The 21,825-nt window shown below is 69.0% G+C and carries 20 protein-coding genes; 10 read left to right on the top strand and 10 right to left on the bottom strand.

Features of this window, described 5'->3' with window-relative positions; all coding sequences use genetic code 11:
- Window positions 1-153 precede the first annotated feature (153 nt).
- Entirely contained in the window at window positions 154-2,856 is a 2,703-nt protein-coding gene (locus tag ACYQZ5_RS11740; RefSeq protein WP_459846266.1) for a GAF domain-containing protein, read from the top strand.
- Between the two features lie 39 nt (window positions 2,857-2,895).
- On the opposite strand, the gene ACYQZ5_RS11735 is transcribed toward ACYQZ5_RS11740, so the two are convergent.
- The 3 genes from ACYQZ5_RS11735 to ACYQZ5_RS11725 form a co-directional block, all read right to left on the bottom strand.
- On the bottom strand, window positions 2,896-3,054 hold the full coding sequence (locus ACYQZ5_RS11735) for a hypothetical protein (RefSeq protein ID WP_379731736.1): 159 nt from the start codon (window positions 3,052-3,054) through the stop codon (window positions 2,896-2,898).
- Window positions 3,055-3,143: 89 nt separating this feature from the next.
- Window positions 3,144-4,172 carry a threonine aldolase family protein gene (locus ACYQZ5_RS11730; protein WP_379731734.1) on the bottom strand — a complete coding sequence of 343 codons (1,029 nt, stop codon included), beginning with the start codon at window positions 4,170-4,172 and terminating at the stop codon, window positions 3,144-3,146.
- A 63-nt stretch (window positions 4,173-4,235) separates the two neighbouring features.
- On the bottom strand, window positions 4,236-5,237 hold the full coding sequence (locus ACYQZ5_RS11725) for an aldo/keto reductase (RefSeq protein WP_379731733.1): 1,002 nt from the start codon (window positions 5,235-5,237) through the stop codon (window positions 4,236-4,238).
- 100 nt (window positions 5,238-5,337) lie between these two features.
- Here ACYQZ5_RS11725 and ACYQZ5_RS11720 point away from each other — a divergent pair, with 100 nt between their 5' ends.
- The 4 genes from ACYQZ5_RS11720 to ACYQZ5_RS11705 all read left to right on the top strand — a co-directional run bounded on the left by ACYQZ5_RS11720 (window position 5,338) and on the right by ACYQZ5_RS11705 (window position 9,145).
- Window positions 5,338-6,336 carry an acetamidase/formamidase family protein gene (locus ACYQZ5_RS11720; RefSeq protein ID WP_459846263.1) on the top strand — a complete coding sequence of 333 codons (999 nt, stop codon included), beginning with the start codon at window positions 5,338-5,340 and terminating at the stop codon, window positions 6,334-6,336.
- Window positions 6,337-6,395: 59 nt separating this feature from the next.
- Entirely contained in the window at window positions 6,396-6,785 is a 390-nt protein-coding gene (locus tag ACYQZ5_RS11715; RefSeq protein WP_379818166.1) for a ubiquitin family protein, read from the top strand.
- A 126-nt stretch (window positions 6,786-6,911) separates the two neighbouring features.
- Window positions 6,912-8,285, top strand: a complete 1,374-nt coding sequence (locus tag ACYQZ5_RS11710) for an MATE family efflux transporter (protein WP_459846260.1) — start codon at window positions 6,912-6,914, stop codon at window positions 8,283-8,285.
- An 89-nt stretch (window positions 8,286-8,374) separates the two neighbouring features.
- A complete protein-coding gene (locus ACYQZ5_RS11705) occupies window positions 8,375-9,145 on the top strand; it encodes a 23S rRNA (uridine(2552)-2'-O)-methyltransferase (protein WP_379731934.1) in 771 nt (256 codons plus the stop codon).
- A 13-nt stretch (window positions 9,146-9,158) separates the two neighbouring features.
- Here ACYQZ5_RS11705 and ACYQZ5_RS11700 read toward each other — a convergent pair whose 3' ends face one another.
- From ACYQZ5_RS11700 to ACYQZ5_RS11680, 5 genes are all read right to left on the bottom strand, one after another.
- Window positions 9,159-9,368: a hypothetical protein gene (locus ACYQZ5_RS11700; RefSeq protein ID WP_379731932.1), complete on the bottom strand. Its 210-nt coding sequence runs from the start codon at window positions 9,366-9,368 to the stop codon at window positions 9,159-9,161.
- Window positions 9,369-9,408: 40 nt separating this feature from the next.
- A complete protein-coding gene (locus tag ACYQZ5_RS11695) occupies window positions 9,409-9,747 on the bottom strand; it encodes a DUF8064 family membrane protein (RefSeq protein WP_379731931.1) in 339 nt (112 codons plus the stop codon).
- A gap of 75 nt (window positions 9,748-9,822) precedes the next feature.
- Window positions 9,823-10,557 carry a queuosine precursor transporter gene (locus ACYQZ5_RS11690; RefSeq protein ID WP_379731930.1) on the bottom strand — a complete coding sequence of 245 codons (735 nt, stop codon included), beginning with the start codon at window positions 10,555-10,557 and terminating at the stop codon, window positions 9,823-9,825.
- Window positions 10,554-10,730: a ribbon-helix-helix domain-containing protein gene (locus ACYQZ5_RS11685; protein WP_379731929.1), complete on the bottom strand. Its 177-nt coding sequence runs from the start codon at window positions 10,728-10,730 to the stop codon at window positions 10,554-10,556. The genes ACYQZ5_RS11690 and ACYQZ5_RS11685 overlap by 4 nt, the downstream gene beginning before the upstream one ends.
- A 136-nt stretch (window positions 10,731-10,866) precedes the next feature.
- Entirely contained in the window at window positions 10,867-13,602 is a 2,736-nt protein-coding gene (locus ACYQZ5_RS11680; RefSeq protein WP_459846257.1) for a twin-arginine translocase subunit TatC, read from the bottom strand.
- A gap of 96 nt (window positions 13,603-13,698) precedes the next feature.
- Here ACYQZ5_RS11680 and tatC point away from each other — a divergent pair, with 96 nt between their 5' ends.
- The 3 genes from tatC to ACYQZ5_RS11665 all read left to right on the top strand — a co-directional run bounded on the left by tatC (window position 13,699) and on the right by ACYQZ5_RS11665 (window position 16,417).
- The gene (gene tatC / locus ACYQZ5_RS11675) at window positions 13,699-14,925 is read left to right on the top strand and encodes a twin-arginine translocase subunit TatC (protein ID WP_379730470.1); all 1,227 of its coding nucleotides are present in this window, start codon (window positions 13,699-13,701) and stop codon (window positions 14,923-14,925) included.
- 220 nt (window positions 14,926-15,145) lie between these two features.
- Window positions 15,146-15,688 carry a type IV pilin domain-containing protein gene (locus ACYQZ5_RS11670; protein ID WP_379730469.1) on the top strand — a complete coding sequence of 181 codons (543 nt, stop codon included), beginning with the start codon at window positions 15,146-15,148 and terminating at the stop codon, window positions 15,686-15,688.
- Between the two features lie 258 nt (window positions 15,689-15,946).
- Complete coding sequence (locus ACYQZ5_RS11665; protein WP_379730468.1) at window positions 15,947-16,417, top strand: type IV pilin domain-containing protein; 471 nt, start codon at window positions 15,947-15,949, stop codon at window positions 16,415-16,417.
- Between the two features lie 503 nt (window positions 16,418-16,920).
- Here the strand turns inward: ACYQZ5_RS11665 and lonB are convergent.
- Window positions 16,921-19,050, bottom strand: coding sequence for an ATP-dependent protease LonB (lonB, locus tag ACYQZ5_RS11660; RefSeq protein ID WP_379730467.1), 2,130 nt, complete (start codon window positions 19,048-19,050; stop codon window positions 16,921-16,923).
- A gap of 202 nt (window positions 19,051-19,252) precedes the next feature.
- On the opposite strand from lonB, the gene ACYQZ5_RS11655 reads away from it, so the two are divergent.
- Together ACYQZ5_RS11655 and ACYQZ5_RS11650 are read left to right on the top strand one after the other, a co-directional pair.
- A complete protein-coding gene (locus ACYQZ5_RS11655) occupies window positions 19,253-19,768 on the top strand; it encodes a nicotinamide-nucleotide adenylyltransferase (RefSeq protein WP_379730466.1) in 516 nt (171 codons plus the stop codon).
- Window positions 19,768-20,385, top strand: coding sequence for a trimeric intracellular cation channel family protein (locus ACYQZ5_RS11650; RefSeq protein WP_379818172.1), 618 nt, complete (start codon window positions 19,768-19,770; stop codon window positions 20,383-20,385). The genes ACYQZ5_RS11655 and ACYQZ5_RS11650 overlap by 1 nt, the downstream gene beginning before the upstream one ends.
- Before the next feature lie 89 nt (window positions 20,386-20,474).
- Here the strand turns inward: ACYQZ5_RS11650 and ACYQZ5_RS11645 are convergent, their stop codons facing one another.
- Window positions 20,475-21,812 (bottom strand): APC family permease, encoded by a 1,338-nt coding sequence (locus ACYQZ5_RS11645; RefSeq protein ID WP_459846253.1) that lies wholly within the window; start codon window positions 21,810-21,812, stop codon window positions 20,475-20,477.
- Window positions 21,813-21,825: the final 13 nt, after the last annotated feature.

The raw sequence follows: 21,825 nt of genomic DNA, 5'->3' as shown, positions 1-21,825 counted from the left end.
TTCGTGCGGGCGAGTCGTTCGATCACCGGCGGACGGGGCGCTCCACCGGCCGCTGGCGCCGCCCTCGCCGGTGGCGTCAGACGCTCCTTCCGAACTGCTCCACCGAAACACATATGCGACCGTCTCGCAAGACAAACAGTAGCTGTCTACACTGTGGCACATCGAACCGAGATCCTCGTGGTCGGCGAAAACCCCTGCCGGGCAGCGGGATCGCTGCTCGATCGGGACGCGTTCGTCGGCCGCGTCGAGCCCCCTCCGGCGGCGCTCGCTGCGTTCGAGGAGTCACATCCGGACTGTCTGATCGCCTGTGACGACTCGCTCCCGGCGTCGCTGGCGGCTGCGGCCGCCGAGGCCGGCTGTCCGATCGTCGACTGCCCGGGTGGGACGCCCGCCACGAGGGGTGAGGACGGGGAGTCGGACGACTGCTCCGCGGCCGACCTCGCCGATCACGTGACGGCGGCCGTCGGTGGCACGCCCAACCGCACGCGCATCACCCGGCTCCACGAGGGGGCGGCCGAACTGGTCGGCGTCGACGACCGGACCGACCTCCACCAGCGCGTGGTCGACATCGCGGCGGACGTACTTGACTTCGACACCGCGGTGCTGTACTTCCGGGAGAACGGCGGATTCGCCGCCGCCGCCGTGACCGACGGGGCGGGGTCCGACCGCGTCCCGCCCGACGAGGGAGTGGTGGCACACGTCGCCGAGACCCGGGAGCCGACGATCGTCGACGACGTCGAGAGCCACCCAATCGCCCAGCCGCGGGACGAGCGCCACCGCTCCGGGCTGGTGATCCCATTCGGCGACGACGGGGTGTTCGCCGCTCTCTCGACGCGGCCGGGGGGGTTCAACGAGGTCGACCTCGAGTTGGCGGAGCTGCTCGTCACCCACGGGTCGCAGGTCGACGCCCGGCTGCGCGCCGAGATGGACCTCCGGAACCGACAGGAACGCATCACCCGACTCCACGAGGCCGCGCCGTCGCTGATCGGCGCCGAGTCCGAGTCCGCGCTGTACCAGCGCGTCGTCGACATCGCGGAGGACGTGCTCAACCTCGACCAGTCGGTGCTCCTGATGGAGCAGGACGGCAAACTCCAGCCCATCGGCGGGCACACCGACAGCCTGGAGAAAGTCTCGACGGAGGCGGGTATCGTCGCCCGGACGTTCGACGAGGAGCGGTCGTTTCTCGTCGACGACGCCGAGGCCAACCCCGACGCCGACCCCGCCGACGAGACGGTCAAATCAGCGATCAGCGTCCCGGTCGGCAGCTCGGGCGTGTTTCAGGTGATCTCCGACGAGTCCGGCGCGTTCGACGAGGAGGACCTCGAGCTCGTGGAGCTGCTGGTCGGCTACGCGGAGTCGACGCTCGACCGCATCCGCTCGGAGGAGGCGCTTCGGGAGTCCCGGCGGGTGATCGAGCGGCTCCACACGACCGCAATGGAGCTCGGCGCCGTCGAGTCGGAGGACGAGCTGCTCGAGATCGCGATCGACGCCGCGGAGGACGTGCTCGACCTGGACATGAGCAAGCTCGACCTCCGCGAGGGCGACATGCTCGTCCCCGTCGCGGAGTCCGGGGGGATCTCCGAGGACGCGGGCCGGAAGATGCACATCTCGGAGGGGATCGCGGGCAAGACCGCCCGCACCGGGGAGTCGTTCCTCCACACCGACATCCACAGCGACCCCGACTCCCGGCCCACCAGCCCGGAGTTCGAGTCGGCGATCTCCGTCCCAGTGGGCGATCTCGGCGTGTTCCAGGCGGTCTCGACCGAGCGCGAGGCGTTCGACGAGGAGGACCTCGAGCTCGCGGAGCTGTTGATGGCCCACGTTGGGGTGGCGCTGCAGCGCGTCCGTGCGGAGGCCGACCTCCGGCGCCAGCGGGACAGCCTCGAAGCGCTGTTCGAGAACATCCCGGGCGCCGCGGTCGCCTACGAGATGATCGACGGCGAGCCGATCGTTCGCCGGGTCAACGGCGCGTTCGAGCGGACGTTCGGCTACGACGCCGACGAGGTCGAGGGGAACTCCCTCGACGAGTTCATCGTCCCGCCCGACGGCGAGGCCGAAGCGGAGGTGTACAACGAGCAGCTCGCGAACGGCGAGCGGGTCCAGACCGAGGTCGAACGCGAGACCGTCGACGGCACGAAGCACTTCCTCCTGCAGGTCACGCCGCTGGAGGTCGGCGAGGAGAACGCCCCGGGGTACGCCATCTACTCCGACGTGACCGAACGGCGCGAGCGCGAGGCCGAACTCCGCCGGCAGAACGAACGCCTCGACCAGTTCGCGAGCGTCGTCTCCCACGACCTGCGCAACCCCCTCAACGTCGCGTCGGGCTACCTCGACCTCGTCAGGGAGACCGGCGACCTCGACAAGCTCGACAACGTCGAGGACGCGCTCGACCGGATGAACCACCTCGTCACCGACCTCCTGACGCTGGCCCGTGAGGGGAAAGACGTCGGCGAGACCCAGCGCATCCCCCTCGACAGCGTCGCGCGGGAGGCGTGGACCCACGTCGCGACCGACGGCGCGTCGCTGGCCGTCGAGGCCGACGGGACGATCGACGCCGACCCCGACCGCCTGATCGAACTGTTCGAGAACCTCTACCGGAACGCGGTCGAACACGGCGGCGAGGTGCCGACGGTCACCGTCGGCACGCTGTCCGACCGCGAGGGCTTCTTCGTCGCCGACGACGGTCCCGGCATCGACGACGGGATCGACCCGTTCGACACCGGCGTCACCACCAGCGACGAGGGGACGGGGTTCGGCCTCCCGATCGTCGAGAGCATCGCCGAGGCCCACGGCTGGTCGGTGTCGGTCACGGAGAGCGAAAACGGCGGCGCGAGGTTCGACTTCGTCACGGCTTGAGGCGTCCGGATGTCCGAAAAAGCGTGTTCCGGGCCGCCCTCAGGCGCCCGTCGCCAGCACGAACACGAACAGCGCGGTGGCGACGAACAGCAGTACGTGACCCGCCGCGGCCAGCGCGGCGGGGATCCCCGCAGCGATACGCTCCAGTGGCGTCAGCGCGTCGCCGAACACGTCCTCTTCGAGGGTTGCTATGGACATCGTGCTTCTACCTGATCGTTGCGCCCCCTGGGAAAAATCGGGCTCGGCGATTCCGACGAACTGGGAAGCGGCGATGCGGGCCGGCGGCCTCAGCGCTCGGCCATCGCGGTCCGCACGGAGTCGATCGCCCCCTCGACGTCGCCGTCGGTCACGTCCCAGTTCGTGGTGAACCGCACCGTGGTCTCGCCGAACGCCACCGCGAGCACGCCGTGCTGTTCGATCTCGCCGACGAACGCCTCGGCGTTCAGCCCCGTCCCCGCCACGTCGGCGACGACGATGTTGGTGTCGGGTTCGGCCGTTTCGATTCCGTCGATCTCACCCAGCCCCTCGGCGATGCGCTCGGCGCGCCGGTGGTCGGCCGCGAGGTGGCCGCGGTTCTCCAGCGCGAGCAGCCCGGGCGCGGCGATCATGCCGGCCTGCCGCATCCCGCCGCCGAACAGCTTCCGGGTCCGGCGCGCGCGGTCGATGAACTCCTGCTCGCCGACGAGCATCGAGCCGACGGGCGCGCCAAGCCCCTTCGAGAGACAGAACATCACGCTGTCGACGTTCTCGGCCAGTTCGGCGGCGTCGGTGTCAAGCGACTCGGCGGCGTTGAACAGTCGCGCGCCGTCTAAGTGGACGGGCACGCCGTGGTCGTGGGCCGCCTCCGCCGCGGCGTCGATCTCCGCCTTCGAGATCGCGACGCCGCCGCGGTAGTTGTGGGTGTTCTCCAGACAGAACAGCCCCGTGCCGGCCTCGTGGAGGCTCTCCTCGACGATCCCCTCACGCACCTGCTCGGGCGTCGGGACGGCCGACTCGCCGAAGTCGAGCAGTCGGGTCTGGAGGCTGCTCAGCTGGGCGACCGCGCCGAGTTCCCACTTGAGAACGTGGGCGTGCTCGTCGGCGAGCAGCTCCTGCCCGCGGTCGGTGTGGGTCCGGATCGCGACCTGATTGCCCATCGTCCCGCTGGGGACGAACAGGCCGGCCTCCTTCCCGAGGATCTCGGCGGCGCGGCGCTCCAGTTCGTTGACGCTCGGATCGTCGCGGTACACGTCGTCGCCGACGTCGGCGTTCTTCGCGGCCTCCCGCATCGCCTCTGAAGGTTTGGTGACGGTGTCGGAGCGTAAGTCTACGACCATGCGGTCGCTGGGAGAGGGGGAGGAATAAGGGATACGGTGGGACGGGAGCGTTTCCGGATCCGATCAGAGCTTCGCGTACGGCCCCCCCTTCGCCTCGGTCAGGCGGTCGACCTGCTCGTCGCTCAGGTCGATCTCGGCGGCGCCGAGGTTCTCCTCCAACTGCTCGACCGTCCGCGCGCCGACGATCGGCGCGGTCACGCCGTCGCGGTGCATCAGCCACGCCAGCGCGGTCTGTGCGGGGCTGGCGCCCACCTCGTCGGCGACCTCGTCGAGCACGTCGTGCACGTCGAAGTTCGTCTCGGTGAGGTACGCCTGCTCGAACCGGCTGGACTCGGCGGCGCGGGACTCGCCCGTCAGCCCGTCCTCACGGTCGTACTTCCCAGTCAGGAACCCCTGCCCGAGCGGGCTCCACGGGCAGACCGCCAGCCCCTCCTCGCGGGCGAACTGGAGGTAATCCCCTTCGATCTCGCGGTCGACGAGGTTGTAGCGCGGCTGGAGCACCGTGAACGGCTCCCAGCCCTCCGCGCGGGCGATCTCGTTTGCCTTCGCGACCCGCCACGCGTTGGGCGTCAGCGTCGACGCGCCGAGGTAGTGGACCTTGCCGTCCTCCACGAGGCCGTTCAGCGTCTTCATCGTCTCGCGGGTCGGCGTCTCGCCGTCCCAGCGGTGGAGGTAGAGCACGTCCACGTAGTCGGTGCCGAGCCGGTCGAGGATCTCGTCGACGCGGTGGCGGAGGTTCTTCCGGTTCGTCCCGCGGCTGTTGGGGTCGCCCTCCCGGATCTGCCAGTAGATCTTCGAGGCGACCGTGAACCGCTCGCGGTCGCGCTCGTTCAGCCAGTCGCCGATCCACTCCTCGGCCTGCCCGCCGCCGTACACGTCGGCGGCGTCGATGTAGCGCCCGCCGGCGCCGGCGTAGGCGTCGAGCAGCTTCTTGGCCCGGTCCTCGCCGATCTCGAGGTTGCCCGCCTCGGTCTCACGGCCGAAGCGCCACGTGCCGAACTGCATCTCGCTGGTCTGCAGCCCGCTCTCGCCGAACGGGACGAAGTCGAGGTCGGTGTCGCTCATGTGTCCGCCCGTTGGGACGAACGGGGGAAAAGTATTGAGCAATCGGCGGTCCGTGACTCGCTCGGGCCACCGTTATCCCGGGCCGGGCGCGATACCCGGTATGGCCGACCGCCGCTTCGCCGTCGACGACGTGCCCGACCCCGACCACCGACTGGCCGACACGGCCGCCAACCGCCACTACGTGTGGGACCCCGACCTCGACCCGGCGATCACCGTCGATCCCGGCGACGTCGTCCAGTTCGACTGCCGCGACGCCTACGACCGGCAGCTACCGCGAGATCCGACGCCCGAGGACGTGGCCGCCGTCGACGCCGAGGGGCATCCGCTGGCCGGCCCCGTCGCGATCGCGGGCGCAGAACCCGGCGACACGCTCCGGGTCGACCTGCTCGCGTTCGAACACGAGGGGTGGGGCGCCACGGCGGTCCCGCCGGGCGATAGCGGCGCCGGCCTGCTCCCCGAGTCGTTCCCGGAGCCGCACGTTCGTGCGTGGGATTTGGACGCCACAGCGGACGACGGGACGCCGGTGGCTCGTTTCCGCGACGACGACGCGCCGGCCGTCTCGGTCCCCATCGCGCCGTTCCCGGGGAACCTCGGCGTCGCCCCCGAGGAGGGGCCGGCCAGTACGATCCCCCCGCGGAACGTCGGCGGCAACGTGGACGTGAAACACCTCACCGCCGGATCGACGCTGTACCTCCCCGTCGAGGTGGCCGGCGCGCTGTTCTCCGTCGGCGACTGCCACGCCGCACAGGGCGACGGCGAGGTCTGCATCACCGGGATCGAGGCACCCATGTCGGTGACCGCGCGGTTCGACCTCGCCGATCGGTCCGTGACCCAGCCGGAGTTCGAGACCACCGGCCCGTTCACCCCGACCGGGCGGGACGAGCCGATGTACGCCACGACCGGCATCGCGCCGGACCTGATGGACGCGACGAAGCAGGCGGTCCGGCGGATGATCGCTCACCTCCACGAGCGCCGCGGCCTCTCCCGGGCGGACGCCTACGTGCTCTGCTCGGCGGCCGTCGACCTCAAGATCAGTCAGGTGGTCGACGCCCCCAACTGGACGGTGACGGCGTACCTCCCGGAGTCCGTGCTGGGGTAAGCTCGAAGCCGAACACGTTCGGCTACAGTCGTATGCGGGTGTCGACCGTACCGGCGCGCATGAGCACTGTCGAGACCGAACAGGCGGCGACGACCACGGTCGAGGTGAAAGCCACCGGCCACGTCCGGCGTGAACTGGGCGACCACGAGTTCGAGTTCACGTTCGAGGGCGACACGCTCGGCGAATTCCTCGACGCCTTCTTCGAGGAGTACGGCTGCGAGGAGATGCTGCTGGCCGAGACCGAGGCCGAGGAGACCCACACTGGCTGGGCGGACTACCCGGGCGAGCCGCCGGGGCGGTGGGAGCGCAACCCCGAGGGCGAGCGGACGCGGGCGTTCGCCCGCGTGCTCGTGAACGGGAAGTTCAACGAACTGCTGGACGGCTTCGGGACGGCGCTCGAAAACGGCGACCGGGTGGCGCTGGTGTACCCGTTCATGTTCTGCCTCTGACCGCGGGAAGGGTCCCGACCCGTTCCGGCGTCGCTTCGAGTCCGATCCCCGAGCCGTCGCGAGTGATCGCCGTCCGCGTCGCCCCTACCCAAGCACTCTTGCCCCGGACCGTCGCACCCCCGGGTGATGTCCCGGCTGCTGTCGGTCTGGCGGCGGGCCGCCTCGCTCGGCTGGCCGGTCGCCGTCCAACAGACGTTCAACACGCTGATGCGGACGGTCGACCTCGTGGTCACCGGGCTGTTCTCGCCCGCCGCCGTCGCCGCCGTCGGCCTCGCCGACCTCTACGCGCAGGTCCCGCTCCGCGTGGGGCTGGCGCTGGGGGCCGGCTCGATCGCGCTCTCCAGTCAGGACACTGGGCGGGGGGCGGACCTGACGCGGGACCGCGCGATCACGCAGGCGCTGCTCATCGGCGCGCTCTGTGGCCTGCCGATGGTCGCCGTCGGCGTCCTGTTCGGCGGCCCGCTGATCGCGCTGCTGGGCGCCGAGCCGGGGGTCGCCGACGCCGGCGGGCGCTACCTCGCGATCGTGTTCGCGGCCGCGCCGATGCGGATCGTCGGGCTGGTCGGCGCCCGCTCGCTGCAGGGGGCGGGCGACACCCGGACGCCGATGCTCGTCAACGGGACTGCGAACGCGCTCAACATCCTGCTGACGGTGAGTCTGGGCCTCGGGCTCTGGGTCGCCCCCGAACTGGGCATCGTCGGCGTCGGCGTCGCGACCGCCGTCAGCCGCACGATCGAGGCGGCCGCGCTCACGGCGGCGCTCGCGGGGCCGTGGACGGGTCCCTCGCTCGCCCGCCCGCGCGACCTCACGCTGACTCGCCAAGTCGTCGCGGTGAGCCTCCCGAGCTTCGCCGAGGGGATGAGCAGCACGCTCGCGAACTTCCCGTTCAACTCCCTGACGCTGCTGTTCGGCACGGAGGCCAACGCCGCCTACCACATCGGCCGCCGGATCTACCAGCAGCTGACCGGGCCGCTGTACCGCTCGTTCAGCACGGTGTCGAGCATCGTCGTCGGCCAGCTACTGGGCGAGGGGGAGTCCGACGAGGCGCGCTACGCCGCGGAGGCGATCCTCGCGCTGAGCCTCGGCACGCTCGGCGTCGCCGGCGTGGTGATGTTCGTCGGCGCCGCCGAACTCGTCGCGGTGTTCACCCGCGACCGCCTCACGGCCGGGTACGCGGTGGGATTCACCCGCGCGTTCGCCGTCTCGATGCTGTTCTTCGGGATTTTCTTCCCGCTGGCCGGCACGCTGCGCGGCGCGGGCGACACCCGGACGCCGTTCTACGCCCGGCTGCTCGGCTCGGTCGTCTTCATGCTCGGCGGCTCCTACCTGCTGGCGGTCGTGTTCGAGTTCGGGATCGTCGGCGTCTACGCCGGGCTGGTGCTCTCCTACGCCTGCTGGGCGGTGGTCGTCGTCGTGGGGTTCCGCCGCGGTGACTGGGTCGGGACCGCCGAGTCGATGATCGCCGACCGGGCCGCCATGGAGGACGCGACCGAGGACTGAGCGCTATCCGACGTACCTTTCCGGGTCGACGGCGTCGATACCGGTATGAACGAGCGTTCACGCACCGTTTCTCGGCGGGGTGGTCGGCGATGACTGGGAAGGACGACTACTACAACCGCGCCAAGCAGGAGGGGTACCGCGCCCGCTCGGCGTACAAGCTCCAGCAGCTCGACGAGACCGCGAACCTGTTCGACGACGGCGATACGGTCGTCGACCTCGGCGCCGCCCCCGGCGGGTGGCTGCAGGTCGCCGCCGAAGAGGTCGGTCCGCAGGGGAAGGTCGTCGGCGTCGACCTCCAGCGCATCGACGACCTCGACGCGCACCAGGTGAGCACGATCCCGGGCGACATGACCGAGGAGGAGACACGGGACCGCCTCCGGCGCGAGCTCGGGGGATCGGAAGCCGACGTGGTGATCTCGGACATGGCGCCGAACATGACCGGCGAGTACGAACTCGACCACGCGCGCTCGGTCCACCTCGCCCGGACCGCCTACGAGACCGCGACGGAGTTCCTGAAACCCGGCGGCGACTTCGTCGCCAAGGTGTTCCAGGGGAAGGATCTGGACGACCTCGAGGCCGACATCGAGGAATCGTTCCAGTACGTCCGGCGGGTCGACCCCGACGCCTCGCGGGACTCGTCGAGCGAGGTGTATCTGGTCGCGAAGGGGTTCACCACCGCGCCCGTCGCGACGGGCGATCAGCTCACCGTCGAGATCACCGACACCGGCGCGGAGGGCGACGGCATCGCGACGGTCGAGGGGTTCACGGTGTTCGTCGCCGGCGCCGACGAGGGCGAGACGGTCGAGGTCGCGGTGACCGACGTGAAGCCCAACTTCGCGTTCGCCGAGCGGGTCGAATAGCGGGCCGCCGCGGCTAACTCGAGATCCACGCGTACGTCTGGATCGCGCCGAACAGGAGCGCGAACATGCCGTTCTCCACGAGCAGGACGTTCCCGGGGTCAGCCGGGGGTGCCTGCTGGACCCAGACCGTCACGAACCCGAACACTGTCGCCAACACGAGGTTGTACTTCGCGAGCACCATCCACGTGTCCTGATCGAGGCCGACGAGCGCGTCGCTGCCCATACACGCCCGTCGACACACGTGGGGAGGAAGCTGTCGGCCGTTACAGCCGCAGGTACGTCGTTCCCGCCCGCCAGTTGTACAGTTCGACCAGCGTCCCGACCGCGCTGAACACGGCGAGGATGCCGACGAACAGGACGCCGCTACCGACGTACGCGACGGTACAGACCGCCGCCGCGAACGCGGCGCCGAGGGCGTTGTACGCCTCGTGTTCCCGGACCCGAGGCACCGCGCTCAGGCCGAAAAACGCCGCCCCTATCACGACCAGCCCGTAGGCCCACGGCGCGGAGCCGCCGGGCCGGGCAACGACCGCGATCCCGACGGCAGCGATCAGGACCGCCGCGGCGGCGTACAGCCCCGTCTGGAGCCGTCGTTCGTCCATCGTCGCTCACTCGGGACGCCGGCGAGAAAAAGCCATCCAGTCGTCGTCGCGGCCGAACAAAGAGCGACCGACGGTCTACGACGCGAACAGCCGGCGATCGTCGGCGTCACGCCGTCGAACGGCGCCGACGACCGCGTAGACGAAGGGCGTGTCGATCAGCGCGATCGCGAGCTTCAGCACGTACTGGCCGACGATCAGCGCGGCGACGCTCGGGACGGGACCGCCGCCGACCAGCGGCAGGCCTAGCTCGGTGCCGATACCGGCGTTCGGGAGCACCCAGAACGCGACGCTGACGAAGATCACGGTGTCGATGAGCTGGCTGCTGGCGGTTGAGCCGACGTTGCGGAGCCAGAGCTTCTCCCCGCCGGTGGCCTCCTTCAGCCGGTGGAACACGGCCACGTCCCAGTTCTGGCTCACGACGTACGCCAGCAGGCTGCCGGCGACGATGTTGGTCGACGTGCCGAGCACCGACGCGAACGTGCTCGCGAACTCGGGGTCGGCGGCGGGGGCGACGATCGTGCTCCAGACCAGCGCCAGCACGACGAAGTTCATCAGGAACGCGACGTTGACCAGTTCGCGGGCCGCGCGTTTCCCGTACAGCTCGGCGTAGCAGTCCGACGCGAAGTACGTCACCGCGTACGCGAGCGCGGCGCCCGGCAGCGTGAGCGCGCTGCCGGCCACCGGGATCGAGAACGGAAGCCGGACGGAGAGCAGCTTGGCGGCGGTGAGCTGGGCGACGACGAGCGCGGTGACGAACAGCGCTACCAGCAGCAGGCGATCGACGGGCAGCGGGCGGCGGTCGGCGCTCATTCCTCGCCCTCCAGCCGTCCCTGTCGCTGGTCGATCTCGTCGAGTTGGTCGAGCGTCTTCCGGATCGACGCCCGGATCGCGTCGCTGCGGTTGACGAACTTCCCGTCGTCGCCGACGTGCTCGTCGAGGTCCTCCAGCAGTTCGTCGGGAATCTCGACGGACACCTTGCTCATCGTTCCCCCTCCGACACGGACGCCGATCGGTTCGATAGTCGTGGAGTCATATCCAGAGAGTATCCAAGGGGACGCAAAAACGCACCGTTCGGGAGTCGACCGGTTCACCGGCACGAAAAACGATGTCCCGTTCGCGTTACCCGTCGTCGCTACTCGCGGGGCCGACCGTCGGCTTCCGGAGGTTGCGCCGGCCGCCGAGGGTGAGCACGTACAACAGCCCGAGGCCGACGCCGTAGGCGGCCATCAGCGGGATCGTGATCATGATCATCGTGAGCGCGTCCGCCGGCGTCAGCAGCGCGGCCACGAGCATCATGCCGATCATCACCTCCCGCCAGCGGGTCCGCATCGCGGTGTAGGAGACGCCCGCGGTGTTCAAAAGCGCCATCAGCACCGGCACGTCCGCGAGGATGCCGATCCCGGCGGTGGTGAAGAAGATCAGCCAGAAGAAGTCGGTGATCCGGTAGCTGATCGTCATGTTCGCGGATAGCGCGTCCTCGACGAGGTAGGAGATGATCCGCGGCGCCACCTCGAAGTAGCCGAACACCAGCCCGCCGAGCAGTCCCGCGCTCAGCAGCGCGGCCCAGCCGAAGATGACCTCGCGGCGCCCGCGCACGAACCCGCGGTCGCGCAGCGCGGGCCACGCGAAGTACGCGATCAGCGGCAGCACGGCGGCGACGCCCAGCAGCGCGGAGAACTTCACCTCGAACACCAGCGCCTCGACGGGGTGGAGCGCGATCACCTTCGACGCCTCCGCGGCGGTCTGGCCGGGTTCGAGCACCTCGCCCGGCACGCGGGCGAGGAAGTCGGCGTACACGTCGCGGATGCCGCCAGTGTAGAGCCAGAAGAACGTCCCCGCCATCACGGCCATGAACGTCCCGACGATGTAGAACAGCCCCGAGGTGAGCGAGCCGAGGATGAACTGGATGTCCTTGTAGTAGCCGCCGATGTCGTCCTCGTCGGTGTCCTCGGCGAACTCGTCGAGGAACGTGCCGCCGGCGCGCTGGGCGCGGTCGCTCACGCTTCCCGGCTCGGCCTCGTCCTCCTCGGCCGCTTCCTCGGCCGCGGCAGTCGCCTCGTCGTAGCGGTCGAGGATCAGGCGTGCGCGGGCGTCGTCGTCGGCCGCCAGCGCGCGGTTGGCGTAGAAGTTCGCCTCCTGCTCGCTGAGCGCCGTGAACGTCGCCGGCGGCGCGCGTTCGAGCTCCGCCGTCGAGAGCTGGCCGACGTTGACCGCGGTCGGGTCGGTGCCCGCGAAGTAGCACGCGAGCAGGACGTACACTCCGACGAGAACGGCGACGAACGCCAGCGTCCCCGCGGCGGCGAGGCCGGCGGCGACGACCGTCGAGTAGCCCAAGGCCGGGACGGCGACGTCGAAGCCGCCCTGTGCGAGTAGCGCGTTCACCTCGCCCGGGTAGCCGAGGACGGCGTACGCGAGGCCGAACAGTACGACCGCGAACACGGCGAGGGGCTGACCCTGCCGGCGGAGGCGCTGGCCCCAGTCGACCCACTCCCGGCCGCGCTGGATCGCGCCGATCGGCCCGACCGGCGTGAACAGCGGGTCGGTCTCGTGAGCCGGGGGTTCGGGGGCGTCGGGATCGGGCTCGTGGGCCTCGTCGTGGCGGTCGAGGATGGCCTGTGCTTTCCCGTGATCGCCCTCGTCGATAGCGTGCTGGGCGGCCTCGAGCGCCTCGGGTTCGCTCATCGACTCGAACGCCTCGATCGGCGCCGCCCTGACGCCGTCCTCGTCGAGCGCGTCGAGGTCGATCCCCGTCGGGTCGCCCATCTCGCTGTCGGGCTCGACCGTCTCCTCGAGTTCGCGGTAGGCGAACAGCAGCAGGCCGACGACGGCGAAGACGACGCCGATCGCGAGCCCGACCAGCACCACGTTCGCGGTCGCGGAGAGCGACGTGAGGCCGTCGACCGCGGGCGCGCGGTAGCTGCTCCCGATCGCTTCGAGGGCGGCGTTGGCGGCGTCGCGGCCGCCGGTGTTGGCGTAGAGCCACGCGACGGCGACGCCGGCGACGAGCAGCGCCGCGGTCGCGTTCCAGTTGCGCCGGAGCACGCCGGCGGCGGAGAGGCGCTCGCTGCCGCGTTTCATCGTCACCGCGAACTTCGCGAGGTAGAGGCTGAAGCCGTACAGCACGAGCAGCGGCGCCGCCCACATGATCTGGGTGAACGGGTCCGGCGGCGAGAACACGGCGCCGAAGACGAAGATCGCGACGACGGCGTAGCGCCACTTGTCGCGGAACTGCTCGTAGGGGACGATCCCGGTGTAGGAGAGCCCGGTGATCGCAAGCGGCATCTGGGCCGCCAGCCCGAACGAGAACGTCAGCAGCAGCACGAACTCGGTCCAGAGGACGATCGACCAGTAGGGAGCAAAGCCCGCCGACACAGCGTTGCCGGCGAGGAAGTTGAACATGATCGGGAAGAAGAGGAGATAGCCGTACGCCATCCCGCCCATGAACAGCACTCCCGAGAGTAGGACGATCGGCACGGCCTTCCACAGCGGGATCGGGACCTCCGGCCAGTGGCCCCGCTCTTTCAGGGCGTCCCGGGAGAAGTAGACGAGGACGGGCGAGGCGACGATGATCCCCGCGACGAGGGAGATCTTCGCCTGCAGCAGGATCACGTCGAAGGGGGTCTGGGCGATGATGTCGAACTGCGACTGGAGCTCCGCGGGCATGCGCTGGGTGGTGACCCCCTTGAGCCACACCCAGACGCCCCTGCGGAGCGCCATGAACACGCCCAAGAACCCGACGAGGAAGACGACGAAGACTTTCTGGAGATCCTTCTGTGCGGATCGGAGCACCGCACCCGCCGTCTCCCGCCCCTCGGCGATGGCGCGCTGGGTATCGTCGTCGAGCGCGCTGGACATAGCGAGAAGGAGCCACTTCGGCGTTATCAACCTTTCCACCTCGCGGGCGGGCGATCCGGAAAGGCCTATAAGACCGCGTGAGCGATACCGACCCATATGGCCGAGGAACCGGACGACGAGGAGGGACGGGAGCCGTCCGACTCGTCGGTGCCCGGTTCCGACGAGGAGCGGACGGCGTCGGAGGGGGAGCCGGCGGACGACGCCGAACGGATGGCAGACGAGTCGGACCCGCAGGACGACGTGAGCGAGCCGGCTGACGACGCGGACGACGACGTGAGCGAGCCCGACGAAGAGGAGGACGACGCCCCGGCGTTCACGAACGTCGAAGGACTCGGCCCCGACAACGGTGCGCGCGAGGAAGAGGACGCGGAAGCGGACGACGCCGAGGAGGAGGCCGACGACGAAGACGGGGACGACGAGTTCGAGGCCGAACACGTCTTCGAGGACTACGACATCACCGAGACGCCGACGCCGCCCGAGGAGCGCGGCGCGACGATGCCGTCGGTCGACGACGACGCCGACGACGGTGACGGCCTCGATACGGACGACGGCCTGCTCGGCGAGGGACCGGACTCGGACGAGGAGATGCCGCTGGCGGCCCACATCGAGGAGATGATGAAGCGGCTCTCGGTGGTGTTCATCGTCGGCGGCGCGGTGGCGCTGACGCTGCTGGGGTTGGGACAGGCGTTCGAGCAGGTGCCCACGGCGGTGGACATAATCGACGCGCTGTGGAACAACGCGATCCCCGGCGCGCCGGAGATCGAGGGGCGCCGCCCGCGGGTGTACGGCCCGCTGGAGCTGGTGCTCACCAAGCTCAAGGTGACTGCGCTGGCGGGGCTGCTCGTGGCGCTGCCGGTGTTCGTCTACGAGACGTACATGTTCATGCGTCCCGGCCTCTACCCCAAGGAACGGCGGTACTACCTCGCGGCGATCCCGACCAGTCTGATCCTCGGCACGATCGGGATGGCGTTCTCCCACTTCGTGATCATCCCGGCGATCATGCGCTACTTCACCGTCTACACCGACGAGAACGTCGCCACCGTCGCCTACGGACTGGAGAGCACGTTCTCGCTGATCATCGTCCTGATGAGCTACATGGCGGTGATCTTCCAGATCCCGCTGTTCATCATGCTCGCGATCATGATGGGGATCGTCACCCGGGAGTGGCTCGAGGACAAGCGCCTGCTGTTCTGGGGTGGGTTCCTCACCATCGCCTTCCTCGTCAACCCCGACCCGACGGGGATGACGCCGTTCATCATCGCGGCGACGATGATCGTGCTCTACGAGGGGACGCTGGCGCTGCTGCGCTGGACCGGGAACTGATCGGCGTCGACGCCCCCGGTAGGAAAACATAAAACAGGCAACTATTCGGATTTGGCCCGATCGAGAAACACCGGTAGGGAACCCCTCGCTGCTGAATACGCGCGTTACTGGATTTGAAAATCAGGCCCAAGTCTTTATCCGTGTCTGCGTCGTTTTCACGGCCAGACAGCCTCGTGGAACGGACGTTCACGCGTCCGGGCCCGGGCAGTCGGACATACTCATGAAACAGAAGCTCAAAGCGATGCTCGGCGAGGATCGTGGTGTGAGTCCGGTCATCGGGGTCATCCTGATGGTCGCCATCACCGTGATTCTGGCCGCGGTCATCGGCACGTTCGTGCTCGGACTCGGGGATAGCTTGAACCAAGCGCCGCAGTCGACGCTGAACGCGGAGGACGCGCCGGCGGACTTCAACGACTCTCTTGCGAGCGGCTCCGCGGCGTTCGAAATCTCTCAGAACGGTGGTGACGCGATTCCGTTGGCTGACGCGCGGATCGTGATCGGTAACACCAGTAGTTCCGCGAGTGAGACATTTAGTCAGGGCAATTGGGACTCCCCTGAAAGTGGTGCCGCGCTTAACGTCACCCTCAACGGAAACTCGATCTCTGGGATGGACTCCCCTGAGCTGGCGGTTGGTGACTCACTTACCGTGAGCACGACGGACGGCACCGGGACCCTCTTGGAAGCTGACAACACCTTCCGCATCCGTCTGATCCACGTCCCGTCGGACTCGATCCTGCTGGACACGGAAGTCACGCTGCGATAGACGCCCACCGGAATTCGTCGGTTTTTCTTTTTCGATAATTCGGCCAGCGACGCTGTTCCCCGACGGTAAGGGCTGCGTACCGCCCTATCCTCCGAGTATCAGTTCGGATAATCCGCTCGCAGCATATTTACACGCCAGCCCACTCCCGAGCAATAGGGCCAACACAGAACTGCAGCCCACATCCCACTAATGAAGCAACTACTTCGATCCTTACGCGACGACGATAGCGCAGTCAGCCCGGTCATCGGGGTCATCCTGATGGTCGCCATCACCGTGATCCTCGCGGCCGTCATCGGGACGTTCGTGCTCGGCCTCGGCGACAGCCTGAACCAAGCACCGCAGTCGACGCTGAACGCCGAGGACGCCTCGGCTGACTACTCAAGTAACACGACCGACGTGTTCCCGGCCAATCAAAGCGCCGCGGCGTTCGAACTCTCGCAGAACGGCGGTGACGCGATTCCGTTCGCCGACATGCGAATCGTCGTCGACGGTGACAGCACCAACGCCCAGTTCGAACAGGGGAGTTGGAACGACTCCGTCCTTGGGGTCTTCGTCAACGGGGCGAACCCGAGCTCCGGCGACGAGTTCGCAGTCGGTGATTCGCTGACGATCGGTAACAGCCAAGCGAACACGGACACGGGCCTCACCACCGGAAACTCCTACCGTATCCGCCTGATCCACGTCCCGTCGGACTCGATCCTGCTGGACACGGAAGTCACGCTCCGGTAAGCTCGACCCCGCACGCGGTTTTTCTTCGGACGCCACGCTCGACAGCCGCAGCACTCGCCTCCGTTGTAGGGGCAGGTCCGGCCGCACGCTCCGAGCCCAGCGGCTCGTCAATGACGTGCGGCCGACACGCCGTGTACGTCGGTGATGGGTAGAACTGCTCGCTGCTCTCGGCGCCGTCTCTGTCACTGCTCGATGGGCAGCGACCGCCGTGGGCCGGCGCGGCTGCCGGGTACTCACTCACGATCCTCGATACCGTAGTGGTGTGAGCGATCGCGCCGTCCGTCTCGCACCCTGTCGGCTCGACGCGGCCGACGCCACGGCTGTACGTCGCCGACATCACGATGAGCCACACGTCGATGCCACGACTGCACCGTCGCCGACACTACGACGAGCCACACGTCGATGCCGCGACTGCACGTCGTCGACACCACGACGGGCCACAGACCGAAGCCGTCGCTCTCGACTGTCGCGTCACGGAAGGGGGACGCCCGAAAAGAGGTCGCCTACTGCGGCGTCGGCTCCGACCCGCCGGCGGGCTTCGTGACCTCGGAGCTCTCCAGCGCCGAGCCGGTGATGCTCTTGAGGCGGCTCACCAGCGAGTCCTTCTCGCCTTCGCCCTCCAGCGCGACTTCGAGCACCTCGGAGATGTGCGACACCGGGATGATTTCGATCATCTCCTTGTACTCGTCCTCGATCATCACGTCCTGCTCGTTGGCCTTCGGGATGATCACGCGGTCGCAGCCGGCCTTCGCGGCGGCCTCGATCTTGTGGGTCACGCCGCCGACGGGGAGCACGTCGCCCCGCACCGACAGCGAGCCAGTCATCGCGAGGCTCTGGTCGACGCCGATGTTCTCCAGCGCGGAGATCACCGCCGTCGCGACCGTGATCGACGCCGAGTCGCCGTCGACGCCCTGCTGGCCGGTCTGGATGAACTGGATGTGGATGTCCTTGTCCGAGATCTTCTCGTCGGTGTACTTCTTGATGATCGCCGAGACGTTCTGCACCGACTCCTCGGCCATCTCTTGGAGCTGACCGGTGGCGATCACCTGCCCGCCCATCCCTTGGGAGGGGGTGATCTCCGCCATCACCGGCAGCATGATCCCGGAGTCCTGACCCATCACCGCGAGGCCGTTGACGCGGCCGACCTGGTACCCCTCAGAGACCTGCAGCTCGTAGTCCTTCCGGCGCTCGATGTAGTCGTCGGCGAGCTGCTGCTCGATCGAGCGGCTGCGGCCCTTGGCTTCGAGCACGTGCTCGCGCGTGGTCGCGTCGGCGCCCTCGCCGCGGGCGATGTCGCCCGCGACGCGGACCAGCCCACCGAGCGAACGGAGTTCGAGCGTGAGGTGGTCCTTCCGGCCGGCGCGGCGCCGGGCCTCGAGGATGACCTCCTCGACGGCGTCGTCCGTGAAGTGCGGGAGTCGGCCGTCGTTCTCGACCTCCTGCGCCACGAAGCGCGCGTACTTCCGGCGCATCTCCGGGCTGTCGCGGATGGTGTCGTCCATGTACACCTCGTACCCGTAGCCGCGGATGCGGTTCCGGAGCGCGGGGTGCATGTTCTCCATCGCGTCCATGTTCCCCGCTGCGACCATCACGAAGTCGGTCGGGACGGGCTCGGTCTGGACCATCGCGCCCGAGGAACGCTCGGACTGGCCCGTGATCCCGAACGCACCCTCCTGAATCGCGGTCATGAGGTGCTGCTGGGATCGCACGTCGAGCGTGTTGATCTCGTCGATGAACAGCACGCCCTTGTTCGCCTTGTGGATGGCGCCGGCCTCGACGCGGTCGTGGCTCGGCGTCTCCATCCCGCCGGACTGGAACGGGTCGTGGCGCACGTCGCCCAGCAGCGCACCCGCGTGGGCGCCCGTGGCGTCCTCGAACGGCGCCGTCTTCGTGTCGGCGTTGTTCACCAGCAGGTTCGGGATCATCGCGTCGTTGCCCCGGGAGATGTACTGGAACCCGATGTAGATCAGCACCGCCGCGATCACGGCGATGATGGGGTTCCCCATCGCGAGGATGGCGTAGCCGGCGACGACCGCGATCACGATCCACATCAGGAGGCTGCGAAGCTGATCGCGCTTCTGAGCCTCCTCCTTGTGGGCGTCGATGATCTGTTCGCCCTTGCCCGCGGGCACGGTCCGGACTTTCGGCTCGTTGCTGTCGTCCGGGTTGTGGTAGACGAGTACGTCCTCCAGCTCCTCCTTCGGCAGGAGCTCGGCCATCGCCTTCGCGAGCATCGACTTCCCCGTCCCGGGGGAGCCGATCATCATCACGTGGCGGCGCTGCTTGGCCGCCTTCATCACGACGTCCCGGGCGTGCTCCTGTCCAATCACCTGATCGACCAGCCGATCGGGCACCTCGATCTCGCTGGTGGAGTCGATGCGGAGCCCGCCGAGCAGGTCGTCCTTCCCGATCTCCTCGTCGTCGGCGATCTCGGCGTCGAACTCGACCTCGCTCCCGAGGTCGTCGATCTCGGGAGCCTCGTCCTCGTCCTCCTCGCGGCGCCGCTGCTCCGCGGGGGGGTCGGGCTGTTCGTCGGGGTCGCCCTCTCGGGCGCCCGACCCGTTGAGCGGGAAGGGATCGTCCCCCTGCTCCCCCTCGTCGGGCACGTCGGTATCGTCCGTTTCGTTGCTCATAGAACGCTGTCGCTACCTCGAAGGTGGCTCGTGAGCCTGATATACTTTCCCCCATCAGCGGAATTCGCTCCTCCGTCGTAATCCGGCGGTATGGGGCCGTTAGACGCCGTTTGCTTGAACACCGGTTCGCTCGATTGCTTATAAATGAACGGCCGGCCGCGACTCGCCGTTTTTATTCCCCCCGGGAGCGAACCCCGTGAGCATGCGGGGGTTCTACATCGGACGGTTCCAGCCGTACCACGACGGCCACCACCGGATGGTGGCGGAAATCGCCGAGGAGGTCGACGAGCTCGTGGTCGGGATCGGCTCCGCCGGCGACTCCCACACCACGCGGAACCCCTTCACCGCCGGCGAGCGCGTGATGATGGTGACGAAGGCGCTGGAGTCGCTCGACATCCCCACCTACGTCGTCCCGATCGAGGACCTCGACCGGAACGCGGTCTGGGTCGGACACGTCCAGTCGATGACGCCGAAGTTCGACGTGGCGTACTCGAACAACCCCCTCGTCGTCCGGCTGTTCAAGGAGTCCGGCGTCGAGGTGCGCCAGTCGCCGATGTTCCAGCGCGACGTGCTCGAAGGGGCGGAGATCCGGGAACGGCTCGTCACCGGCGGCGACTGGGAGTCGCTGGTTCCCGAGGCGGTCGCCACGACGATCCACGAGATCGACGGCGTCGACCGCATCCGCCACATCTCCGAGACCGACACCAACGGGGACTGATGGTCGACGCAGGCCCCGCGTTCGAGGCGATGAACGCGATCGGGCTTGTGGCGTTCGCCGTCGTCGGCGCGCTGAAGGGCAGCGACGCCGACCTCGACCTGTTCGGGGTGGCGGTGCTCGGCTTCCTCACCGCGCTCGGCGGCGGGACGATCCGGGATCTCCTCGTCGGGCGAATTCCCACCTCGCTGCAGTCGAACACCGAGGTCCTGTTCGCCGCGGTCGGGATCGCCGTGGCCGTACTGCTCGCGACCCGCGTCCGCGGTGATTTGATGGAGAGTCCGGCGGTGCTCCTCCCCGACGCGATCGGGCTGGCAGCGTTCTCGGCGACCGGCGCGGCCGTGGGTATCGAGGCGGGCCTCTCCCCGTTCGGCGTCGTCGTCACCGCGACGCTCACCGGCGTCGGCGGCGGGAGCCTCTCTGACCTGCTGCTCGCCCGCGTGCCGGCGGTGCTCCGCGAGGACTTCTACGCGACGCCGGCGGTCGTCGGCGGCGCCGTCGCCCCGCCGGCGATCGCAGCCGGGCTCGCGCTCGGGACGACGACGCTGTTCGCCGCTGGCGTCGTGCTCGCGCTCCGCCTCGGTGCGCTGCGGTACGGCTGGCGGCTGCCGACGGTGTGAATGGCACCGGCGGGAGCGCACTCACCGGGTCAGGCTCTCCATGCCCCGGTTGGCCGCGGTCCCCTCGACACGAGGTCTCGGGAGCGCACTCACCGGGTCAGGCTCTCCCGCACCCGCTTGTACAGCCCCGGCCGCCGGAAGTACAGCAGTTCCATGCTCACGACGACGACGCCGACGACCACGACCGTCCGGAACGTCGCCGGCTCCGCCCGGTACAGCCGCAGGAACAGCAGCGGGAGGAACGCGCCACAGCCGACCAGCCCCACCGCCGGCACCAGCCGGGAACAGCCGAGATTCCCGGCGTTGCGCAGCGCCAGCGCGCAGGCGCCCCCGAAGACGACGATGAACGAGAGCGACGCGAACGAGGTGATCCCCTGCAGGCTGCCGAGCACGGCGAACCCTGCGGTGATCGTGCCGAGGGCGAGCACCGCCGAGGTCGGCGGCGCGCCGTCGGTGTCCCGGTCGCCGGCCCCGATCCGCGGGGGGAGCAGGTCGTCGCTCACCAGCCGCTGGGTCAACAGCGACGACGAGAACAGCGTCGCGTTGATCGCCGACGCGGTCGACACCAGCGCCGAGGCGCCGATCACCGCCCGCCCCACCGGGCCGAGGAACTCCCCGGCGGCGACGGCCAGCGCGGTCTCGGGATGCTGTCGAACGAGGTCGGGGACGAGGGCCACCGTCACCACCGCGACGGCGACGTAGATCGCCACGGCGACCGGGATCGCGACGAACACCGCCCGCGGGAGCGTCCGCCGGGGGTTCGCCATCGAGTCCTGATCGTAGAACAGCAGCTGCCAGCCCTGAAACGCCACGAACGACGAGGCGGCGGCCGTCAGCGCGCCCGCGCCGCCGACCCCGTCGAGTCCAAGCGTCAGGCTCCCCCGCTGCCAGCCGTAGTGGAGACCGACCAGCGCGAAGACGCCGAGGACGGCGATCTTGGCGGCGACCAGCAGATCCTCGACGACGCCCGTCTCCCGGACGCCGAGGACGTTCAGGGCGACGAACGCCGCGACGACGAGGAGCGACGCCGCGGGGCGGGCCACCGGGACGGCACCCACGACCGGCAGCGGCAGCGAGAGCGAGACGCCCGTGAGGTCGACGAAGTAGCTCCCGAACGCGAACGCGTACATCGCCATCGAGCCGAGGTAGCCGACGAGCAGCGTCCAGCCGACCATCCCCGCCGCCGTCGCGGAGTCGAGGTACTCCTGGACGAACACGACCGCGCCGCCGGGGTGGCCGACCCGCCGGTTCAGGCTCACGTAGGCGTAGCCCGCACACAGCGCGACGACGCCCGCGAGCAGGAACGCGAGCCACGCGGTCGCGCCCGTGATGGCGACGACGATGCCCAGCACGGCGTAGATGCCGCCGCCGATCATCCCGCCCAGCGCCATCGAGACGGCGCTACGCAGCCCTAGCTTCTCGCCCATCACCCGAGGAGAC

Source organism: Halolamina salina, assembly GCF_054653455.1.
Note: the sequence above shows the minus strand (reverse complement) of the source record. Positions and strands in the feature narration are given on the sequence as shown.

Coding starts and splice junctions, on each gene's coding strand:
- ACYQZ5_RS11705 (WP_379731934.1), top strand. CDS start 8,375: ATGACTGGGAAGGACGACTACTACAACCGCGCCAAGCAGGAGGGGTAC.
- ACYQZ5_RS11680 (WP_459846257.1), bottom strand. CDS start 13,602: ATGTCCAGCGCGCTCGACGACGATACCCAGCGCGCCATCGCCGAGGGG.
- ACYQZ5_RS11725 (WP_379731733.1), bottom strand. CDS start 5,237: ATGAGCGACACCGACCTCGACTTCGTCCCGTTCGGCGAGAGCGGGCTG.
- ACYQZ5_RS11690 (WP_379731930.1), bottom strand. CDS start 10,557: ATGAGCGCCGACCGCCGCCCGCTGCCCGTCGATCGCCTGCTGCTGGTA.
- ACYQZ5_RS11700 (WP_379731932.1), bottom strand. CDS start 9,368: ATGGGCAGCGACGCGCTCGTCGGCCTCGATCAGGACACGTGGATGGTG.
- ACYQZ5_RS11720 (WP_459846263.1), top strand. CDS start 5,338: ATGGCCGACCGCCGCTTCGCCGTCGACGACGTGCCCGACCCCGACCAC.
- ACYQZ5_RS11685 (WP_379731929.1), bottom strand. CDS start 10,730: ATGAGCAAGGTGTCCGTCGAGATTCCCGACGAACTGCTGGAGGACCTC.
- ACYQZ5_RS11735 (WP_379731736.1), bottom strand. CDS start 3,054: ATGTCCATAGCAACCCTCGAAGAGGACGTGTTCGGCGACGCGCTGACG.
- ACYQZ5_RS11710 (WP_459846260.1), top strand. CDS start 6,912: ATGTCCCGGCTGCTGTCGGTCTGGCGGCGGGCCGCCTCGCTCGGCTGG.
- tatC (WP_379730470.1), top strand. CDS start 13,699: ATGGCCGAGGAACCGGACGACGAGGAGGGACGGGAGCCGTCCGACTCG.
- ACYQZ5_RS11665 (WP_379730468.1), top strand. CDS start 15,947: ATGGTCGCCATCACCGTGATCCTCGCGGCCGTCATCGGGACGTTCGTG.
- ACYQZ5_RS11715 (WP_379818166.1), top strand. CDS start 6,396: ATGAGCACTGTCGAGACCGAACAGGCGGCGACGACCACGGTCGAGGTG.
- ACYQZ5_RS11695 (WP_379731931.1), bottom strand. CDS start 9,747: ATGGACGAACGACGGCTCCAGACGGGGCTGTACGCCGCCGCGGCGGTC.
- ACYQZ5_RS11730 (WP_379731734.1), bottom strand. CDS start 4,172: ATGGTCGTAGACTTACGCTCCGACACCGTCACCAAACCTTCAGAGGCG.
- ACYQZ5_RS11655 (WP_379730466.1), top strand. CDS start 19,253: ATGCGGGGGTTCTACATCGGACGGTTCCAGCCGTACCACGACGGCCAC.
- ACYQZ5_RS11670 (WP_379730469.1), top strand. CDS start 15,146: ATGAAACAGAAGCTCAAAGCGATGCTCGGCGAGGATCGTGGTGTGAGT.
- ACYQZ5_RS11650 (WP_379818172.1), top strand. CDS start 19,768: ATGGTCGACGCAGGCCCCGCGTTCGAGGCGATGAACGCGATCGGGCTT.
- lonB (WP_379730467.1), bottom strand. CDS start 19,050: ATGAGCAACGAAACGGACGATACCGACGTGCCCGACGAGGGGGAGCAG.
- ACYQZ5_RS11645 (WP_459846253.1), bottom strand. CDS start 21,812: ATGGGCGAGAAGCTAGGGCTGCGTAGCGCCGTCTCGATGGCGCTGGGC.